18 protein-coding genes, 1 rRNA gene and 1 other annotated feature are annotated in these 17,069 nt (G+C 36.9%); all 19 genes read right to left on the minus strand.

Features of this window, described 5'->3' with window-relative positions; translation table 11 throughout:
• Positions 1-60: 60 nt before the first annotated feature.
• Positions 61-240, minus strand: a complete 180-nt coding sequence (gene secE / locus ACLBXA_RS27790; RefSeq protein WP_001241323.1) for a preprotein translocase subunit SecE — start codon at positions 238-240, stop codon at positions 61-63.
• A 32-nt stretch (positions 241-272) separates the two neighbouring features.
• Complete coding sequence (gene rpmG / locus ACLBXA_RS27795) at positions 273-419, minus strand: 50S ribosomal protein L33 (RefSeq protein ID WP_014481927.1); 147 nt, start codon at positions 417-419, stop codon at positions 273-275.
• 136 nt (positions 420-555) lie between these two features.
• Positions 556-1,215: an RNA polymerase sporulation sigma factor SigH gene (locus ACLBXA_RS27800; protein WP_000387198.1), complete on the minus strand. Its 660-nt coding sequence runs from the start codon at positions 1,213-1,215 to the stop codon at positions 556-558.
• 67 nt (positions 1,216-1,282) lie between these two features.
• Positions 1,283-1,795: an NYN domain-containing protein gene (locus tag ACLBXA_RS27805; RefSeq protein WP_000997887.1), complete on the minus strand. Its 513-nt coding sequence runs from the start codon at positions 1,793-1,795 to the stop codon at positions 1,283-1,285.
• A 3-nt stretch (positions 1,796-1,798) separates the two neighbouring features.
• Complete coding sequence (gene rlmB, locus ACLBXA_RS27810; protein ID WP_000093762.1) at positions 1,799-2,542, minus strand: 23S rRNA (guanosine(2251)-2'-O)-methyltransferase RlmB; 744 nt, start codon at positions 2,540-2,542, stop codon at positions 1,799-1,801.
• Complete coding sequence (locus ACLBXA_RS27815) at positions 2,539-2,946, minus strand: Mini-ribonuclease 3 (RefSeq protein WP_087968734.1); 408 nt, start codon at positions 2,944-2,946, stop codon at positions 2,539-2,541. The genes rlmB and ACLBXA_RS27815 overlap by 4 nt, the downstream gene beginning before the upstream one ends.
• A gap of 2 nt (positions 2,947-2,948) precedes the next feature.
• The gene (cysS, locus tag ACLBXA_RS27820; RefSeq protein ID WP_000152279.1) at positions 2,949-4,346 is read right to left on the minus strand and encodes a cysteine--tRNA ligase; all 1,398 of its coding nucleotides are present in this window, start codon (positions 4,344-4,346) and stop codon (positions 2,949-2,951) included.
• Positions 4,327-4,992, minus strand: coding sequence for a serine O-acetyltransferase (gene cysE, locus ACLBXA_RS27825; RefSeq protein ID WP_000476495.1), 666 nt, complete (start codon positions 4,990-4,992; stop codon positions 4,327-4,329). Before cysE ends, cysS begins: the two co-directional genes overlap by 20 nt.
• Before the next feature lie 138 nt (positions 4,993-5,130).
• Positions 5,131-5,377, minus strand: a binding site (T-box leader).
• Positions 5,378-5,424: 47 nt separating this feature from the next.
• Positions 5,425-6,882 carry a glutamate--tRNA ligase gene (gene gltX / locus ACLBXA_RS27830; RefSeq protein WP_447617630.1) on the minus strand — a complete coding sequence of 486 codons (1,458 nt, stop codon included), beginning with the start codon at positions 6,880-6,882 and terminating at the stop codon, positions 5,425-5,427.
• Positions 6,883-6,971: 89 nt separating this feature from the next.
• The gene (gene ispF, locus ACLBXA_RS27835; RefSeq protein WP_000488386.1) at positions 6,972-7,448 is read right to left on the minus strand and encodes a 2-C-methyl-D-erythritol 2,4-cyclodiphosphate synthase; all 477 of its coding nucleotides are present in this window, start codon (positions 7,446-7,448) and stop codon (positions 6,972-6,974) included.
• A 116-nt stretch (positions 7,449-7,564) separates the two neighbouring features.
• The gene (ispD, locus tag ACLBXA_RS27840) at positions 7,565-8,245 is read right to left on the minus strand and encodes a 2-C-methyl-D-erythritol 4-phosphate cytidylyltransferase (protein WP_000288312.1); all 681 of its coding nucleotides are present in this window, start codon (positions 8,243-8,245) and stop codon (positions 7,565-7,567) included.
• A 16-nt stretch (positions 8,246-8,261) separates the two neighbouring features.
• Positions 8,262-9,365, minus strand: a complete 1,104-nt coding sequence (locus ACLBXA_RS27845) for a PIN/TRAM domain-containing protein (protein ID WP_000919681.1) — start codon at positions 9,363-9,365, stop codon at positions 8,262-8,264.
• Positions 9,366-9,526: 161 nt separating this feature from the next.
• Positions 9,527-10,600, minus strand: a complete 1,074-nt coding sequence (gene disA, locus ACLBXA_RS27850; protein ID WP_000392164.1) for a DNA integrity scanning diadenylate cyclase DisA — start codon at positions 10,598-10,600, stop codon at positions 9,527-9,529.
• Positions 10,601-10,603: 3 nt separating this feature from the next.
• Entirely contained in the window at positions 10,604-11,980 is a 1,377-nt protein-coding gene (gene radA, locus ACLBXA_RS27855) for a DNA repair protein RadA (protein WP_001085199.1), read from the minus strand.
• Between the two features lie 95 nt (positions 11,981-12,075).
• Complete coding sequence (gene clpC, locus ACLBXA_RS27860) at positions 12,076-14,511, minus strand: ATP-dependent protease ATP-binding subunit ClpC (protein ID WP_000971173.1); 2,436 nt, start codon at positions 14,509-14,511, stop codon at positions 12,076-12,078.
• A gap of 22 nt (positions 14,512-14,533) precedes the next feature.
• Positions 14,534-15,598 carry a protein arginine kinase gene (locus ACLBXA_RS27865; protein WP_000050837.1) on the minus strand — a complete coding sequence of 355 codons (1,065 nt, stop codon included), beginning with the start codon at positions 15,596-15,598 and terminating at the stop codon, positions 14,534-14,536.
• 4 nt (positions 15,599-15,602) lie between these two features.
• On the minus strand, positions 15,603-16,151 hold the full coding sequence (locus tag ACLBXA_RS27870) for a UvrB/UvrC motif-containing protein (protein ID WP_000128376.1): 549 nt from the start codon (positions 16,149-16,151) through the stop codon (positions 15,603-15,605).
• A 170-nt stretch (positions 16,152-16,321) separates the two neighbouring features.
• Positions 16,322-16,783 carry a transcriptional regulator CtsR gene (ctsR, locus tag ACLBXA_RS27875; RefSeq protein WP_001244560.1) on the minus strand — a complete coding sequence of 154 codons (462 nt, stop codon included), beginning with the start codon at positions 16,781-16,783 and terminating at the stop codon, positions 16,322-16,324.
• Between the two features lie 207 nt (positions 16,784-16,990).
• A 5S ribosomal RNA gene (gene rrf / locus ACLBXA_RS27880) occupies positions 16,991-17,069 on the minus strand; the annotation flags it as partial.

Here is a 17,069-nt window from a genome sequence, read left to right on the forward strand (position 1 = left end):
GCTTTTACACAGTTCTTATAAATAACATTATATCATGGATAAGTGCTTCTTATTCAAGAATTAACCAAGAATTAACCGAATTAAAGAAGAAATACCCATATCAACTACTGCGAAGAAAATCGCAAAGAACACAACTGTAGCAACAACAGTCGCTGTTGAGCGGAGTAATTCATCTTTTTTAGGCCAACTTACTTTTTTCATTTCGCGACCTACATCGCCGAAAAAGTTCGTTAAACGCATCTGCGGGACCTCCAGTGTATTATTTCAATTATTTATTTTGTTTCCTTGTGAACTGTATGCTGATTGCATGTTTTACAAAACTTTTTTATTTCAAGTCGCTCTATTGAGCTCGTATCTTTCATAGTAGAGTAGTTTCGATTTTTACACTCTTCACATGAGAGTACAACTTTTTTCCTCATTAGTTACACCAACCTTGTAACATTATGTCCCTAAAAATGTATCATACAATAAAAGACAATGTCAATGACATGCATTTTGTACGCTCTACAAAAGAAAACAGGTGATTTATTTTACACCTGTTGCACTTGTTATTTGTTATGAATTTAAAGTTGTACTTTCTCGCATTTCCATATATCGTTCCAATTTCCTCTTCACCCGCTGTAAAGCGTTATCAATAGATTTTACATGTCTGTTTAACTGTTCTGAAATCTCTTGATAAGAACGCCCATCTAGATATAAAGAAAGTACTTTTCTTTCTAAATCGCTTAATAATTCTGATATTTTTGATTCTATGTCTGTATATTCTTCTTGGCTAATAATCATCTCTTCAGGATCAGTTACCTTCGCTTCAGAAATAACATCCAATAATGTTCGATCAGATTCCTCATCGTAAATCGGCTTATCTAAAGACACATATGAATTTAAGGGAATATGTTTTTGTCTTGTTGCCGTTTTAATAGCGGTAATAATTTGTCGAGTGATACACAGTTCAGCAAATGCTTTGAATGAAGACAGCTTGTCCTCTTTATAATCACGAATTGCTTTAAACAACCCTATCATACCTTCTTGAACAATGTCTTCTCGATCGGCACCCACTAAAAAGTAAGATCTTGATTTCGCGCGAACAAAGTTCTTATACTTGTGAATTAAATATTCTAGAGCGTCAGTATTACCTTTTCGAACTAACTCAACGATTGCCTCATCCTCTAAATCACGAAATGTAACGTCGCCTACACTTACGAAGCCTGCTTCCACCTTGATCCCTCCGACCGCTATTTATTTAGCAATATTATACAGTAAAAAGACAAAGAGCGTCAATGCTTCAACGCTCTCCTCTTCTTAATTTTTCTAATTTTTCTGTAATATCTTTACTAAATATCTTTCGCATGGCGGGTTGCTGTTCTTTCGTGTCTTTTGTACGCCTTCTTACTTGTTGCTCCATTGCCTGTACTTCCAACTCTAATTCACGCGCAGATTTCCGAAGGGCACCTTGCGCAAATATAACCCATTGTTCCGTGTAATCAGAAGTCGCAACATATATTCGTGTATTTATATTTCTAAGCTCTATCGCAAGTTGCTCTATCTTTTCATCTGCAGTTTGATTCTTTCGTGTGAATATTACTTCCACACGAGATTGTTTCATCTTTTTTTCAATACCATGTACTGTATAGGCATCAAAGACTATCATCACTTTTGTGCCTGTATAACCTTGATAATCCGCCATCTTATCAATAAGTGCATCTCTTGATGATTGTAAATCTACATCCCGCAGTTTCTTCAAATCTCCCCAAGCTCCGATAATGTTGTAACCGTCAACGATTAAAATATCGTTCATCTTTTATTTACCAATTTCGTGACGTTTACGATATACCTCATACATTAACAAACTTGCGGCTACGGAAGCATTTAAGGATGTAACTTTACCAACCATCGGTAGAGTGATTAGGAAATCACACTTTTCACCAATAATACGGCTCATACCTTTTCCTTCACTACCAATTACTAACCCAATCGGCATTTTACCATCTAAATTACGATAATCCGTTTTTCCTTTGGCATCTGTACCAGCAATCCAAAGTCCACGTTCTTTTAATTCATCAATTGTACGGGATAAGTTCGTTACGCGTGCAACAGGAATGTATTCAATTGCTCCTGTTGATGCTTTCGCAACTGACGCTGTAAGCCCCACAGCCCTTCTCTTTGGAATAATAATCCCATGAGCTCCTGTCGCATCAGCAGTACGCATAATAGAACCTAAGTTATGCGGATCTTCAATCTCATCTAAAATTAAGAAGAATGGATCTTCATTACGTTTTTCTGCCACTTTGAATAAATCTTCTAACTCCGCATACTGATATGCAGCTACTTGAGCGATTACACCTTGATGATTACCCTCAACTAATTGATCTAACTTTTTCTTTGGTGCATGTTGTAAAATAACCTTATTTTCTTTCGCTAACGCTAGTACAATCTGCACTTGTCCTTTGGCAGCACCTTCTGCGATCCAAATTTTATTAATATCTCTCCCTGATCGTAACGCTTCAATTACAGGGTTACGTCCGATAATATATTCACTACTCATGATGATGTGCCCCCTTCCTTTTCTTCTAAAACTGCAATTGCCTTATATACAATTTCGTCTAATCTTTCACGGTTATTTAATAAATGATGATAACCAATTAGCGCTTCAAAGGCTGTACTATGTCGATATGTTTGTACATCCGTATTTTTCGGAACCGTACCTGAATTTGCATTACGTCCTCTTCTTAATACCACCTCTTCTTCCTCTGTCAAAAACGACGTCTCTAATAAATGATAAACAACTTTCGCCTGTGCTTTTGCTGAAACAAAGCTCGTCCCTAAGCGATGTAATTGATTAGGGCGAACCTTTCCTTTTTGAAGGAGGTGATAGCGGATATATTGTTCATATACCGCATCACCCATATACGCTAACGCCAAGCTGTTTAATTGCTTTGCATCAATCATCCTTATCCTCTTTTCCATCTTGTACCTTGAGCGGTATCTTCTAAAATAATATTACGTCCTTTTAAATCGTCACGAATTTGATCAGACAATGCGAAATCGCGATTTTTACGAGCCTCAATGCGCTTTTGGATAAGTTCTTCAATTTCTTCATCCAGCAATTCTTCTTGCGTTAATTCTAATCCTAAAATATCAAATAACGTTTCCAATTGTTTTACGTATGCTTCGATCACAACTTTAGATGTATGCTCTTCAAGTAAATATTGATTTGCATGATTGGCTACATTGTATAATTCGGTAATTGCATTCGCAGTGTTAAAGTCATCATTCATTGCCTCTTCAAATGCAGTCTGGAATTTCTCTATTTCAACTAACCATTTCTCATTATGGTCTGTTAAATCCGTACTGCTTTCCATACGATGCTTTAAGTTTCCATAAGCTGTTTTAATTCTTTCCAGCCCATTATTCGTACTTTGTAATAACTCTTCACTAAAGTTAATCGGATGACGATAGTGTACTGATAACATAAAGAATCTAATTAACTGTGGGTCGTATTGCTTAATAATATCGTGAACTAAAATAAAGTTACCAAGCGATTTAGACATCTTCTCATTGTTAATATTAATATATCCATTATGCATCCAGTAACGTGCAAACGTTTTTCCAGTCAATGCTTCCGACTGCGCAATTTCATTTTCATGATGCGGGAACGCCAAGTCTTGACCACCAGCATGAATGTCAATTGTATCCCCTAAGTACTTACGTGCCATTGCTGAGCATTCAATATGCCACCCTGGACGCCCTTGCCCCCAAGGGCTTTCCCAGAAGATTTCTCCTTCTTTCGCAGCTTTCCATAAAGCAAAATCAAGAGGGTCTTGTTTCTTTTCCCCTACCTCAATACGAGCACCGTGACGTAAATCTGCGATTGGTTGATGTGATAATTTACCGTAACCTTCGAATTCCTTCGTTTTAAAGTACACATCACCCTCTGATTCGTATGCATACCCTTTATTCACAAGTTCTTGAATAAATTCAATAATGATATCCATATTTTCTGTTACACGAGGATGGACTGTTGCGTGTTTGCAACCTAGCGCTGTTACATCTTCAAAGTACGCTTCAACAAAACGATCAGCAATTGTCGGTACATCTTCACCTAATTCATTTGCCGCTTTAATTAATTTATCATCTACGTCCGTAAAGTTCGATACGTATTGCACATCGTACCCTTTATATTCTAGATAGCGACGTACTGTATCGAATACCATAGGAGGTCTTGCATTGCCAATATGAATGTAGTTATAGACTGTAGGTCCGCATACATACATCTTTACCTTATTTTCTTCTAATGGAACAAACTCTTCTTTTTGACGTGTTAACGTATTATAAATGTGAATAGTCATTTTTATCCTTCCTTTCTACCTTTACTTCCAGTTGTTTCTTCAATTTATCAAGTTCTACTTCCATAGCCTTTAATTTGTCAAAAATTGGATCCGGAAGGTCAGAGTGATTTAATTCTTGACCAATCTTTACTCCATTTTGAATAACGACTCGGCCAGGTATACCTACAACTGTAGAATGTGCAGGAACTTCTTTTAATACGACAGACCCTGCCCCGATTTTAGAATTCTCTCCCACAGTAATAGAACCAAGGACTTTAGCACCCGTCGCAATTAATACATTATCCTGAATTGTTGGATGCCTCTTGCCTTTTTCTTTTCCTGTACCACCTAATGTAACCCCTTGATAAATTGTTACATTATCACCAATTTCACAAGTTTCTCCAATTACAACTCCCATTCCATGGTCTATGAAAAAGCGTCGACCAATAGTTGCTCCTGGATGAATCTCAATGCCAGTAAAAAAACGACTAACTTGTGAAACAAAACGTGCAAGAAAGAAAAAATCCCTTTTATAAAAAGCATGTGCAATTCGATGAGCCCAAACTGCATGTAATCCAGAGTAAGTTAAAATGACTTCGAAATAACCTCTTGCCGCTGGATCCTGTTCAAAAACGACTTCAATATCTTCCCGAAGCCTCTTAAACATCGATGTTCCCTCCCCTTTATGGGCTGCTTTTTCGAGTGAACTAACTCCCTACTTATCTCCCTAAATCTTTATACACGTAGATAAAATTTATACTCATACCCAGTTTTACGGTATAAAAAAAGACGCCTCTGTCATATTGACAGAGACGCCTTTTAAGCGCGGTTCCACTCTGTTTAGGCTAAAAAAGCCTCAAACTCATCTCTGATAACGGTGTACACCGCTTCTGCTTACTTTAACGCCTTAAGATGTTTCACAAAACATTTTGCTGTTCAGCAGAAGACTCGAAGGGGCATTTCAAAAACCCGCTTATAAACCACTTCCAGCCTAAAGGTGGTTCTCTCTGTAAAAAGCCTGATTTTCTACTTCTCCTTCTCGTCGCTTTTCCTTATTAGGTTTTAAGTATACTTATTATATTTCTAAACCTAGAAAATGTTAACCAATTACTTTTTGAAGACGATTTAAAACTTTTTCTTTTCCAAGAAGTGCAATAGCATTAGGAAGCTCTGGGCCATGTGTTTGACCAGTAGTTGCAACACGGATTGGCATAAATAAGTTTTTACCTTTATGACCTGTTTCCTTTTGAACTGCTTTAATAGCCGCCTTAATTGCTGCTGGTTCCATCGCCTCTAGTGCTTCTACTTGACCAGCAAATGCACGAAGTACTTCTGGTACTTGTTCACCTTTTAATACTTCTTGTCCTTCTTCTTCATGATCAACATGATCTTTGAAGAACATTTCAGAAAGCTCTACAATTTCAGCTCCAAAACTCATTTGTTCATGATATAACGCAATTACATCACGAATCCAAGCTTGCTCTTGTTCACTTAAAGTTTCACCTATACGTCCAGCTTTCACTAGATGCGGTAAGCTTAATTCTACCACCGTATCTAAATCTTGCTTTTTCATATATTGGTTGTTCATCCATTTTAATTTTTGAGAATCAAATAATGCAGGTGATTTTGATAAACGAGCTGCATCGAACATTTTGATAAACTCTTCTTGAGAGAAGATTTCTTCTTCTCCTACCGGCGACCAACCTAGTAGTGCAATAAAGTTAAAGATTGCTTCTGGAAGATATCCAAGCTCTTTATATTGCTCAATAAATTGAATAATAGATTCATCACGCTTACTTAATTTTTTACGGCTTTCATTTACAATTAAAGTCATATGGCCAAATTGCGGGATATCCCAACCGAAAGCTTCATAAATCATCATTTGTTTTGGCGTATTTGAAATATGGTCATCACCACGAAGTACATGTGTAATTTCCATTAAGTGATCATCTACTGCTACCGCAAAGTTATAAGTTGGAATTCCATCTTTTTTCACGATAACGAAATCACCGAAATCATTTGAATGGAATGCTACTTCACCTTTTACGATATCTTTAAATGTGTAATCACGATCAGCTGGTACACGGAAACGAATACTTGGAATACGTCCCTCAGCTTCAAATTCTTTCATTTGTTCTTCAGTTAAATCACGGTGGTTACCTGCATAACGAGGTGTTTCACCACGAGAAATTTGTCCTTCACGCTCTGCTTCTAGCTCTTCTTCTGTCATATAACATTTGTAAGCTAAACCACGCTCTAATAAATCTAGATATAATTTTTTATAAATATCTAAACGCTCTGTTTGACGATATGGTCCAAATTCACCACCAACATCAACACCTTCATCCCAGTCCATACCGAGCCATTTCAAGTATTTTAATTGGCTTTCTTCTCCACCAGCCACGTTACGTTTTACATCAGTATCTTCAATACGAATAATAAACTTGCCATCTAAATGACGAGCAAATAAATAATTAAATAATGCCGTACGCGCATTTCCGATATGTAAGTGTCCTGTTGGACTTGGCGCATAGCGCACTCTCACTTGCTTTTCCATAATTGGTACACCTTCCATTCTTAATGTCTACACATTCTATAATTGTACAACAAAAAAATGTGATTATCCATCTTACGAATTAAAAACCATTATTTTTTCTGTAATAATACCACTGCTTGAGAAGCAATTCCTTCTTCTCTACCTGTAAATCCTAATTTCTCTGTTGTTGTTGCCTTTACATTAATGTTATCTATAGACGTTTCTAACAGTTCACTAATACGTTTACGCATACTTTCAATATGCGGTGCCATTTTTGGCTTTTGAGCAATAATTGTACAATCTAAGTTCCCTAACTCGTAACCTTGTTCACGCACAAATTCCCAAACTTTTTGTAACAATACAGCTGAATCTGCATCTTTAAAAGCTGGGTCTGTATCAGGAAAATGCTTTCCAATATCTCCTGCTGCAATGGCACCTAAACATGCATCAGCAATCGTATGTAACAATACATCTGCATCTGAATGACCGATTAATCCTTTCTCGTGTGGAATTGTAATTCCGCCAATAATTAACGGTCTACCTTCCGCAAATTCATGCACATCAAAACCTTGTCCAATTCGAAACATTCTTTACATCCTCCTTGAGCTAAACCACTGAGCTTTATGACTCTATATTATATTGATATCCCTACAAAGAAAAGCCCGGCCATTGCCGAGCTTTCCTTTGTTATACACCATCACGGCTATTTTTTCTGAACATGAAGGAAACTTTCAGCAATTAGTAAATCCTCTGGAGTCGTCACTTTAATATTATAGTAACTCCCCTCTACTACACCTACTTGCTTACCAATACGTTCCACGAGACTTGCATCATCTGTACCAAGAAAACAACTCTGTTTTGCACTTCTATGAGCTTCTAACAAAAGAGAAACAGAGAACCCTTGCGGTGTTTGTACAGCCTTAAGCTGAGATCGTTCTACCGTTTCGACAACAACACCTTGCTCTACTTTCTTAACTGTATCCTTTACTGGCACTGCACAAATGGAAGCTCCATATTTTTCTGCTGCTGTTAATACGTCTTGAATCACTTTATTCGTTACGAATGGGCGCGCTCCGTCATGTACAAGAACGTATTCAACATCACTCGCATGCTGAATCGCGTTATATACACTATCTTGTCTTTCGGCTCCACCCTGAATAAATTGTACCTGTTTTTCAATCGGATACTTCTGCATTAATTCCTCAAAATACGGGCGTTCCTCTTCGTTAATTGCCATAACAATACTTTTGCACTCTTTATCTCTTTCAAAAGCACGTAATGTATGAACGATAATCGGTACTTCGTTTATAAGTAAGAACAACTTATTTTTGCCAGCACCCATCCGCTTTCCTTGGCCGGCTGCCGGAATAATTAATGTATACATATTAATAATCCTCTACCTATAATGCTTTTTCTAATAATTTACGTTTTGCGAAAATCATACGACCAGCCGATGTTTGTAATACGCTAGTAACCAGTACATTAAGTTGCGAACCTACATACTCTCTACCATCTTCTACTACAATCATCGTACCATCATCTAAGTACGCAACACCTTGGTTTTGCTCTTTACCATCTTTCACAACATAAACATTTAATTCTTCGCCAGGGAGTACAACTGGTTTAATTGCATTAGCTAAATCATTAATGTTTAACACCGTTACTCCTTGTAATTCAGAAACTTTATTTAAGTTGAAATCATTCGTTACTACAGTTCCACCGGTGATTTTTGCTAACTTTACAAGTTTGCTATCCACCTCTTGGATATCCTCGAAATCGCCTTCATAAATTTCTACCGGAATCGGCATCTCTTTTTGAATACGATTTAAAATGTCTAGTCCTCTGCGACCACGATTACGCTTTAAAGCATCGGAAGAATCGGCAATATGCTGAAGCTCTTCTAATACGAATTGTGGAATCACAATTGTTCCTTCCAAAAACTTCGTTTGGCAAATATCAGCAATACGTCCATCGATAATTACACTCGTATCGAGAATTTTCCAATGAGTCGTAGATTTTTCTGCTTCTACCTCTTCGTTCTCGCTATTATTTTTCTTCTTACCTCCGCGTTGGGGTAATGTAAATAATCCTAGCAATTCATTCCTCTTTTTAAATCCTACTTGGAATCCTAAATATCCAAGTAAAAGAGTGAAGAACACTTGCAACACCGTACTAATAACCGGAATTGTAAATTCACGAATCGGTATTAAAATTAAATATGCAACAATAAGACCAGAGATCAATCCTAATGTACCAAATAAAACATCTGCTACAGGCGCCTTTACAAGAGCCTCTTCAATATGCTTAATAAGTTGAACAATATAATCTACAAGCCAAAATGTTGTTAAAAATAAAATAATTGCACCAATAATCGCACGAACATACGATCCTTCCAATAAAGGAACAGCACCGATGTCTAATACATTAATAACTTTTGGGATTAAGTAAATCCCTAACGCTCCCCCGATTACTAGAAAGAAGAGCTGTACGATCCGTTTTAACATCCAACCACCTCCTACTCATTATTAACCATTGTTTCGCTAATCAAAACGCCGAATGCAAAAGCGGACGTGTTTTTTTTATAAATAGTTTTATTTACCAATATATCATATCATATACCAAAAATGTTCTAGTGTCGTTATATTATGGAATCAATGTAATATTCTTAATTGTGTCTACTCATATAGAGATGCTCTTGAATTCTTTTTAGGCCTTCTCGTATTTTCTTCGCCCTTACTTCCCCAATTCCTTCCACATCATCCAATTCATGAATCGTCGCGCGACAAACTCCTTGCAACGTTTTGAATCGATTAATTAAATTTTCAATGATAAGTGGCGGAACACGAGAGATTTTGCTTGTAATTCGATATCCCCTTGGCGTCACACTTTCTTCTAAACTAGTTTGCCCTGGATAGCCAAGTAATTTAACTAAATCACTATCCTCTAAAAGTTGTGTATTTGCAAGGTCCTGTAACTTTTTCAAAATTTGATGATGGTCTTGTGTTTTCTCCTGGTGATAATCTTTAATTAACAATGCTGCCTCTGCTTCTAAATCAGCTAGCAATTCTGTAAGCTGTAAACGAATTAACCTACCTTCTGTTCCGAGCTCATGAATATAGCTCAATATTTCATTTTTAATACGCAGTACCATTTCAACACTATGTAAAACGTGAACTACCTCAGACATTGTAACGACCTCTTCAAATTCTAGAATGCCCAAATTCGTAATACCATCATTCCATACAGCCTTATATTTTTCTAACGTTTGAATAGCTTGATTTGCTTTTGTTAAAATAACCCCTATATCTTTTAGTGTATAACGTAAGTTCCCTTGATATAGCGTAATTACGTTACGTCTTTGTGAAATGGCCACAACAAGGCTGCCCGTCTGCTTCGCTACACGTTCTGCTGTTCGGTGACGCATACCTGTTTCAATAGAATCAATAGATGCCTCTGGAACTAACTGTGCATTCGCTATTAAAATTTTACTTCCCGTTTCATTTAAAATAAGTGCCCCGTCCATTTTTGCTAATTCATATAAACTAGCAGGAGAGAATGCACAATTAATGTGAAAACCACCATCCACAATACTTTTAATCTGCTCATTATATCCAAGAACAATTAGCCCCCCTGTTTGTGCGCGAAGTACATTATCTATCCCTTCACGCAGTGGTGTTCCTGGGGCCACGAGCTGTAAAATATTAATCATACTTTTGACACGTTGCTTATTTTCTTCCATAGCCTAGCCTCCTAATGTCAAACGAAGCGCTTCTCCTAAATTAGAAACACCTACAACCTCAATCCCATCCGGAATTGTCCATCCTCCTAAGTTTTTTCTAGGAATAATAACACGTTGAAATCCTAATTTAGCCGCTTCTTGTACACGTTGTTCGATTCTTGATACTCTTCTTATTTCTCCAGTTAATCCTACTTCTCCTATTACTGCATCAGTTGGTGCCGTAGATTTATCCCTAAAACTTGAGGCTATACTTAAAGCCACTGCTAAATCAATTGCCGGTTCGTCTAATTTCAAACCACCAGCTACTTTTAAATATGCATCTTGATTTTGCAATAGTAAACCTGTTCTTTTTTCTAATACTGCCATAATAAGCGAAACACGGTTATGATCAATTCCCGTCGCCATTCTTCGAGGATTTCCAAAACTAGTAGGGGAGATTAATGCTTGTATTTCTACTAAAACCGGTCTTGTTCCTTCCATTGAAGCAACTACTGTTGATCCTGCAACACCAACCGGCCTTTCCTCAAGGAAGATTTCAGAAGGATTTAAAACTTCCGCAAGACCAAGCTCTTTCATTTCAAAGATACCCATTTCATTCGTGGAACCAAAACGGTTCTTCACAGCCCGTAAAATACGATACGTATGGTGTCGATCTCCTTCAAAGTAAAGAACTGCATCGACCATATGTTCTAACATACGAGGTCCTGCAATTGCTCCTTCTTTTGTCACATGCCCGACAATGAAAATAGGGATTCCTTTTGTTTTTGCAAGTTTCATTAATTCCGCTGTACATTCACGTACTTGTGCCACACTTCCTGGTGCTGACGTCACTTCAGGTAAATGTATCGTTTGAATAGAATCAATAACAACAAAAGCTGGATTCATCTCTTCAATATGTGCTGCAATACGCTGCAGGTCTGTCTCTGCTACAACAAATAGATTGCTACCCTTTACATGCAAACGATCTGCACGAAGTTTAATCTGCTTTGCCGACTCCTCACCCGATATGTATAATACATCATATGAAGAATCTGCTAATTGTGATGAAATCTGTAATAGTAATGTTGATTTTCCAATCCCAGGGTCTCCACCAATAAGCACTAAGGACCCATCTACAATTCCACCACCAAGCACACGATTAAACTCTTGAAATTCCGTTTCAATACGTGCCTCAGACTTTGTTTCTACTTCGGTAAGACGTCTTGGTTTTGTTACTTCCGTTTGAATTGCATTCGCGTAATTAAGGCGCCTAGATGATACAACTGGCTCCATTTCTTCAACAAGTGTATTCCATTGACCACATCCAGGACATTTACCCATATATTTTGGTGACTGATAACCACATTCTTGACATATAAATTTCGTTTTCTTTTTAGCCATACCTTTTTATAGTTCACTTCACTTTCGTCTATAAACGTTTATCCTTCTCGTACAAGAAAGAGGGCTATCGCGTAGCCCTCTTTGTTTGTCTATACTTATTTTACCTTTTCCGCACTATGAATGACAAATGATTCTCCTTCTACATCAAAGATAACTTTTTGTCCTTTCTCAATAGCACCTTTTAAAAGTTCTTCTGATAGTCTATCTTCTACATGTTTCTGAATTGCTCTGCGAAGTGGACGAGCGCCATACTCACGATCAAATCCTTTATCTGCAATAGCTGAAATTGCCCCTTCCGTTAAGTGCAATTCGATTTCTTGTTCTTTTAAGCGATTTACTAACTGATTTACCATAAGAGTTACAATCTCTTGAATATGTTTTTTCTCAAGCATATGGAATACGATAATTTCATCAATACGGTTTAAGAATTCTGGACGAAATGCCTTTTTCAACTCATCCATTACTTTACCTTTCATATCCGAATAATCACGGCTTTCATCTTGGACATTAAATCCAAGATGTTTGTTACGTTTTAACGCCTCGGCACCAACGTTAGACGTCATAATAACAATTGTATTACGGAAATCAACTGTACGTCCTTTAGAATCTGTTAAACGACCATCTTCTAATACTTGTAGTAGAATATTAAATACATCCGGATGAGCTTTCTCTACCTCATCTAATAATACAACTGAATATGGCTTGCGACGAACTTTCTCTGTTAATTGTCCACCTTCTTCATATCCAACATATCCTGGAGGAGAACCAACTAAACGGGAAGTAGAATGCTTCTCCATATACTCTGACATATCGATGCGAATCATTGCATCTTCATCACCGAACATAGATTCTGCTAGTGCTCTTGCAAGTTCTGTTTTACCTACACCTGTTGGTCCTAAGAAAATAAATGAACCAATCGGGCGCTTCGGATCTTTTAATCCTGCTCTTGCACGACGAACAGCTTTTGCTACTGCTACTACTGCTTCATCTTGACCAATCAAACGATCATGAAGAATGGATTCTAAATTTAATAATTTATCAGTCTCTGTTTGTGCAAGTTTAGAAACTGGGATACGCGTCCATGTAGAAACGACATTTGCAATATCTTCTACCGTAACCTCTGAATTTTCTTTTCCTTGTTGCTCTTTCCATTGACGTTTTGTATCTTCTAACTTCTCACGTAAGCGTTGCTCCATATCACGTAAGGATGCAGCCTTTTCAAATTCTTGACTTTGTACAGCTGCATCTTTTTCTTTTCGAATCTCCTCAAGCTTCACTTCAAGCTCTTTTAAGTTTGGTGGTGTTGTATAAGAACGTAAGCGAACTTTTGAAGCAGCTTCATCAATTAAATCAATTGCTTTATCCGGTAAAAAGCGATCTGTAATATAACGATCTGAAAGTTTTACAGCTGCATCAATAGCGTCATCTGTAATAGATACACGGTGATGCGCCTCATAACGATCACGTAAACCTTTCAAGATTTGAATCGATTCTTCTAAACTTGGCTCATCAACATGAATTGGTTGAAAACGTCTTTCTAAAGCCGCGTCTTTTTCAATATATTTACGATACTCATCTAAAGTTGTTGCCCCAATACATTGTAGCTCTCCTCGTGCTAAAGATGGTTTTAAAATATTCGATGCATCGATTGCACCTTCTGCTCCACCTGCACCAATTAATGTATGAAGCTCATCAATAAATAGAATAATATTGCCTGCTTGGCGAATTTCATCCATCACTTTCTTTAAACGATCTTCAAATTCACCGCGATATTTTGTTCCAGCTACCACTGTACCCATATCTAGTGTCATAACACGCTTATCTCTTAAAGTTTCAGGAACTTCATTATTTACAATTTGCTGTGCTAATCCTTCTGCAATTGCCGTTTTACCTACACCAGGCTCACCAATTAATACTGGGTTATTTTTCGTTCTACGGCTTAATACCTCAATTACACGTTGAATTTCTTTACCGCGTCCAATAACAGGGTCTAAGCGATTTTCACGTGCAACAACTGTTAAGTCCCTTGCTAAACTGTCCAGTGTCGGTGTATTTGCATTTGTTGCTGAACCACCTTGATGACCTGAACTAGCTTCATTACTTCCAAGAAGTTGTAACACTTGTTGTCTTGCTTTATTTAGACTTACACCTAAATTATTTAAAACACGTGCGGCTACACCTTCACCTTCACGGATTAAACCGAGTAAAATGTGTTCTGTTCCAACGTAAGAATGGCCTAGCTTACGCGCTTCATCCATAGATAATTCAATAACCTTTTTAGCACGAGGTGTATAATGTACAGTTTGAGAAGCTTCTGTTCCTCGCCCAATTAACGCTTCTACTTCTTTTTGAACTTTCTCTGGACTTAATCCAAGAGCAATTAATGCTTTTGCTGCAATTCCTTCACCTTCGCGTACAAGCCCAAGTAAAATATGTTCTGTTCCAATATTATTATGCCCAATACGAATTGCTTCCTCTTGAGATAAAGCTAACACTTTCTGTGCTCTTTCTGTAAATCTTCCAAACATCATAGAAATCGCCTCCTACTTGCGCTTAGTTTTTTTCAATACGTAATCGCTCACGGATTAAGGTTGCTCTTCGATAATCTCTTTCTTCTGGCCCTAAAGGTCCACCTGCGTATTGTTGTAAAATACCTGGTTGCGTAAGAACCATTAGCTCAGTCAAAATATTTCTCGATATACCTTTTATATATCCTAGATCAATACCAAGTCGTACATCTGATAAGCAATTGGCTGCTTCTGCAGATTGAATTAAACGACTGTTTGCTAGTATGCCGTAAGAACGATAAACCTTATCTTCAAGTTCAATACTTGAATTTTGTACAATTAATTCTCTAGCCATTTTTTCTTGCTGTATAATTTGTTGAATGACACTCTTTAAATCTGCAATAATATCTTCTTCAGACTTTCCTAGCGTCATTTGATTTGAAACTTGAAATATATTACCTAACGCTTCGCTACCTTCACCGTATATTCCTCTTACTACTAACCCTAATTTTTGAATTACTTGTATAATACGGCTAATTCTTTTTGTTAAAACCAGTCCCGGTAAATGTATCATCACAGAAGCTCTTAACCCTGTGCCAACATTAGTAGGACAACTCGTAATATATCCAAGTGATTCATCAAAAGCGTATTCAACTTCTTTCTCAATCCAATTATCTATTTGATTGGCACTTTGAAGTGCCTCTGATAACTGTAATCCTGAAAATAGGCACTGAATCCGAATATGGTCTTCTTCATTAAGCATAACACTAATATGTTCACTTTCTGATAGTAGACATGCTCCATATTCTGTCCCTGCAAGATTTGGACTAATTAAATGCTTTTCGACTAAAACTCTCCTTTGAAGAGGGGTTAATTCATTCATCTTTAATAGTCCAAACTCCCCAAAAGACCCTACTGCTTTATTTATGAATTTCTTTTTGAATAATTCATGAATCTGTTTAGCTTCTTCTTCGTTTTGCATAGTGGAAAATTGATATTGTTTAAAGTTACGAGCCAAACGAATTCGACTACTTAAAACAATATCAGAATCAGGGCCATCCCCCTTCATCCATGGACTAATTGCTTCGTTCATAATTTTGTCCAGTGACATAGAACTATTCCCCCTCTCTATGCTCACTAAGCTGTATTTCAAGACCTCGGATCTTATCTCTTACTTCTGCAGCTTTCTCAAATTCCTCTTTCTGTACGTATTGTTTCAGAATAAGTTTTAGTTCATCTAATTCTTTCTTTAAGTGGATATTTCCTTCTATACGTTCCGGAATTTTCCCACAATGTTCTGTATGCCCACCGTGAAGGCGTTTTAATAATGGCTTTAAATGCTCCTTAAATGTATCGTAACAAGAATAACAGCCAAAACGTCCGACTTTTGTAAATTGTTCATATGTCATCTTACAATCTGGACATCTTACTATATCTGCATTTGAAAATCCATTTTTTCCTTCTTCAAACATTGTTGATTCACCGTGTAATAAACCAGCAAATAAATCATGAAATGAAAAGTTAGACTGCGATGATGGAAAGAAAGACGTATAGCCACTTTGCTCTGCACATTGCTCACAAAGATGAACTTCCGCCTTCTTCTCGTTAATTACTTTTGTATAATGTAAAGTTGCTGGTCTTATATTACAGTTTTGACAAGTCATCACTATCCCCACCTTTACAACAGGAACGCTCTATCTCATGGTACTTTTCATACATTACTAGATTGTTCGCTTTCCTGAATCCGTTTAAATAAAAGTGCATGTTCTTTTTCAAAACTTCTACAATATTTAACTGCTTTATCTTAGTTATCAATCTTTTACAAAAGTTATATTTATTTATATTTCAGTGTTCTTAACATTGCGCATAATATTCGAGCCCTAAGTTCATCTCGAGAAGGAACATCCATTGATAATACAGAACGATCTATTACGCTTAACATCAGTTTCGCTTCACGATTTGTTATAATTCCCTCTTCTATTAAACGTATAATCATACTTTCTGCATTCCCTTGCGCAACGCTATGATCAATCATATGAAGCATTTGATCAATAATATCTATATCGTCATGCAGTTTGACTTTTATAATGCGAATGTAACCTCCTCCACCACGTTTACTTTCTACTACAAATCCTCTTTCTAACGTAAAACGGGTATTGATTACATAATTGATTTGAGATGGTACGCACTCGAATCGATCCGCAATCTCATTTCTCTTGATTTCAATCACATTATTATTACTTAAGTCAATAACTTGCTTTAGATATTGCTCAATGATATCAGATATATTTCTCATTTATCCGCCACCTTTATTGACTTTGACTATCTTTGACTTTAATTATATACGTATTAATAAAATTTGCAACTCTTTTGCTTATTCACTATCCTAGCCACATTCCCCTGTATTTAAACAAAATATGAATACTTTAAACACATTTTTTATTACTATGGATTATAAAATAAAACACGAAAAAACACGAGTCATTTGACTCGTGTTTTAGTTGCTTGGCGACGTCCTACTCTCACAGGGACAAGGTCCCAACTACCATCGGCGCTAGAGAGCTTAACTTCCGTGTTCGGTA

The sequence above is a fragment of the Bacillus sp. D48C genome (genome assembly GCF_053345735.1).

What these genes read in the sequence shown, in the direction of transcription:
- secE (WP_001241323.1), bottom strand. Translation starts at nt 240, where the DNA reads ATGCGTTTAACGAACTTTTTCGGCGATGTAGGTCGCGAAATGAAAAAA.
- rpmG (WP_014481927.1), bottom strand. Translation starts at nt 419, where the DNA reads ATGAGGAAAAAAGTTGTACTCTCATGTGAAGAGTGTAAAAATCGAAAC.
- ACLBXA_RS27805 (WP_000997887.1), bottom strand. Translation starts at nt 1,795, where the DNA reads ATGAACGATATTTTAATCGTTGACGGTTACAACATTATCGGAGCTTGG.
- rlmB (WP_000093762.1), bottom strand. Translation starts at nt 2,542, where the DNA reads ATGAGTAGTGAATATATTATCGGACGTAACCCTGTAATTGAAGCGTTA.
- ACLBXA_RS27815 (WP_087968734.1), bottom strand. Translation starts at nt 2,946, where the DNA reads ATGATTGATGCAAAGCAATTAAACAGCTTGGCGTTAGCGTATATGGGT.
- cysS (WP_000152279.1), bottom strand. Translation starts at nt 4,346, where the DNA reads ATGACTATTCACATTTATAATACGTTAACACGTCAAAAAGAAGAGTTT.
- cysE (WP_000476495.1), bottom strand. Translation starts at nt 4,992, where the DNA reads ATGTTTAAGAGGCTTCGGGAAGATATTGAAGTCGTTTTTGAACAGGAT.
- gltX (WP_447617630.1), bottom strand. Translation starts at nt 6,882, where the DNA reads ATGGAAAAGCAAGTGAGAGTGCGCTATGCGCCAAGTCCAACAGGACAC.
- ispF (WP_000488386.1), bottom strand. Translation starts at nt 7,448, where the DNA reads ATGTTTCGAATTGGACAAGGTTTTGATGTGCATGAATTTGCGGAAGGT.
- ispD (WP_000288312.1), bottom strand. Translation starts at nt 8,245, where the DNA reads ATGTATACATTAATTATTCCGGCAGCCGGCCAAGGAAAGCGGATGGGT.
- ACLBXA_RS27845 (WP_000919681.1), bottom strand. Translation starts at nt 9,365, where the DNA reads ATGTTAAAACGGATCGTACAGCTCTTCTTTCTAGTAATCGGGGGAGCG.
- disA (WP_000392164.1), bottom strand. Translation starts at nt 10,600, where the DNA reads ATGGAAGAAAATAAGCAACGTGTCAAAAGTATGATTAATATTTTACAG.
- radA (WP_001085199.1), bottom strand. Translation starts at nt 11,980, where the DNA reads ATGGCTAAAAAGAAAACGAAATTTATATGTCAAGAATGTGGTTATCAG.
- clpC (WP_000971173.1), bottom strand. Translation starts at nt 14,511, where the DNA reads ATGATGTTTGGAAGATTTACAGAAAGAGCACAGAAAGTGTTAGCTTTA.
- ACLBXA_RS27865 (WP_000050837.1), bottom strand. Translation starts at nt 15,598, where the DNA reads ATGTCACTGGACAAAATTATGAACGAAGCAATTAGTCCATGGATGAAG.
- ACLBXA_RS27870 (WP_000128376.1), bottom strand. Translation starts at nt 16,151, where the DNA reads ATGACTTGTCAAAACTGTAATATAAGACCAGCAACTTTACATTATACA.
- ctsR (WP_001244560.1), bottom strand. Translation starts at nt 16,783, where the DNA reads ATGAGAAATATATCTGATATCATTGAGCAATATCTAAAGCAAGTTATT.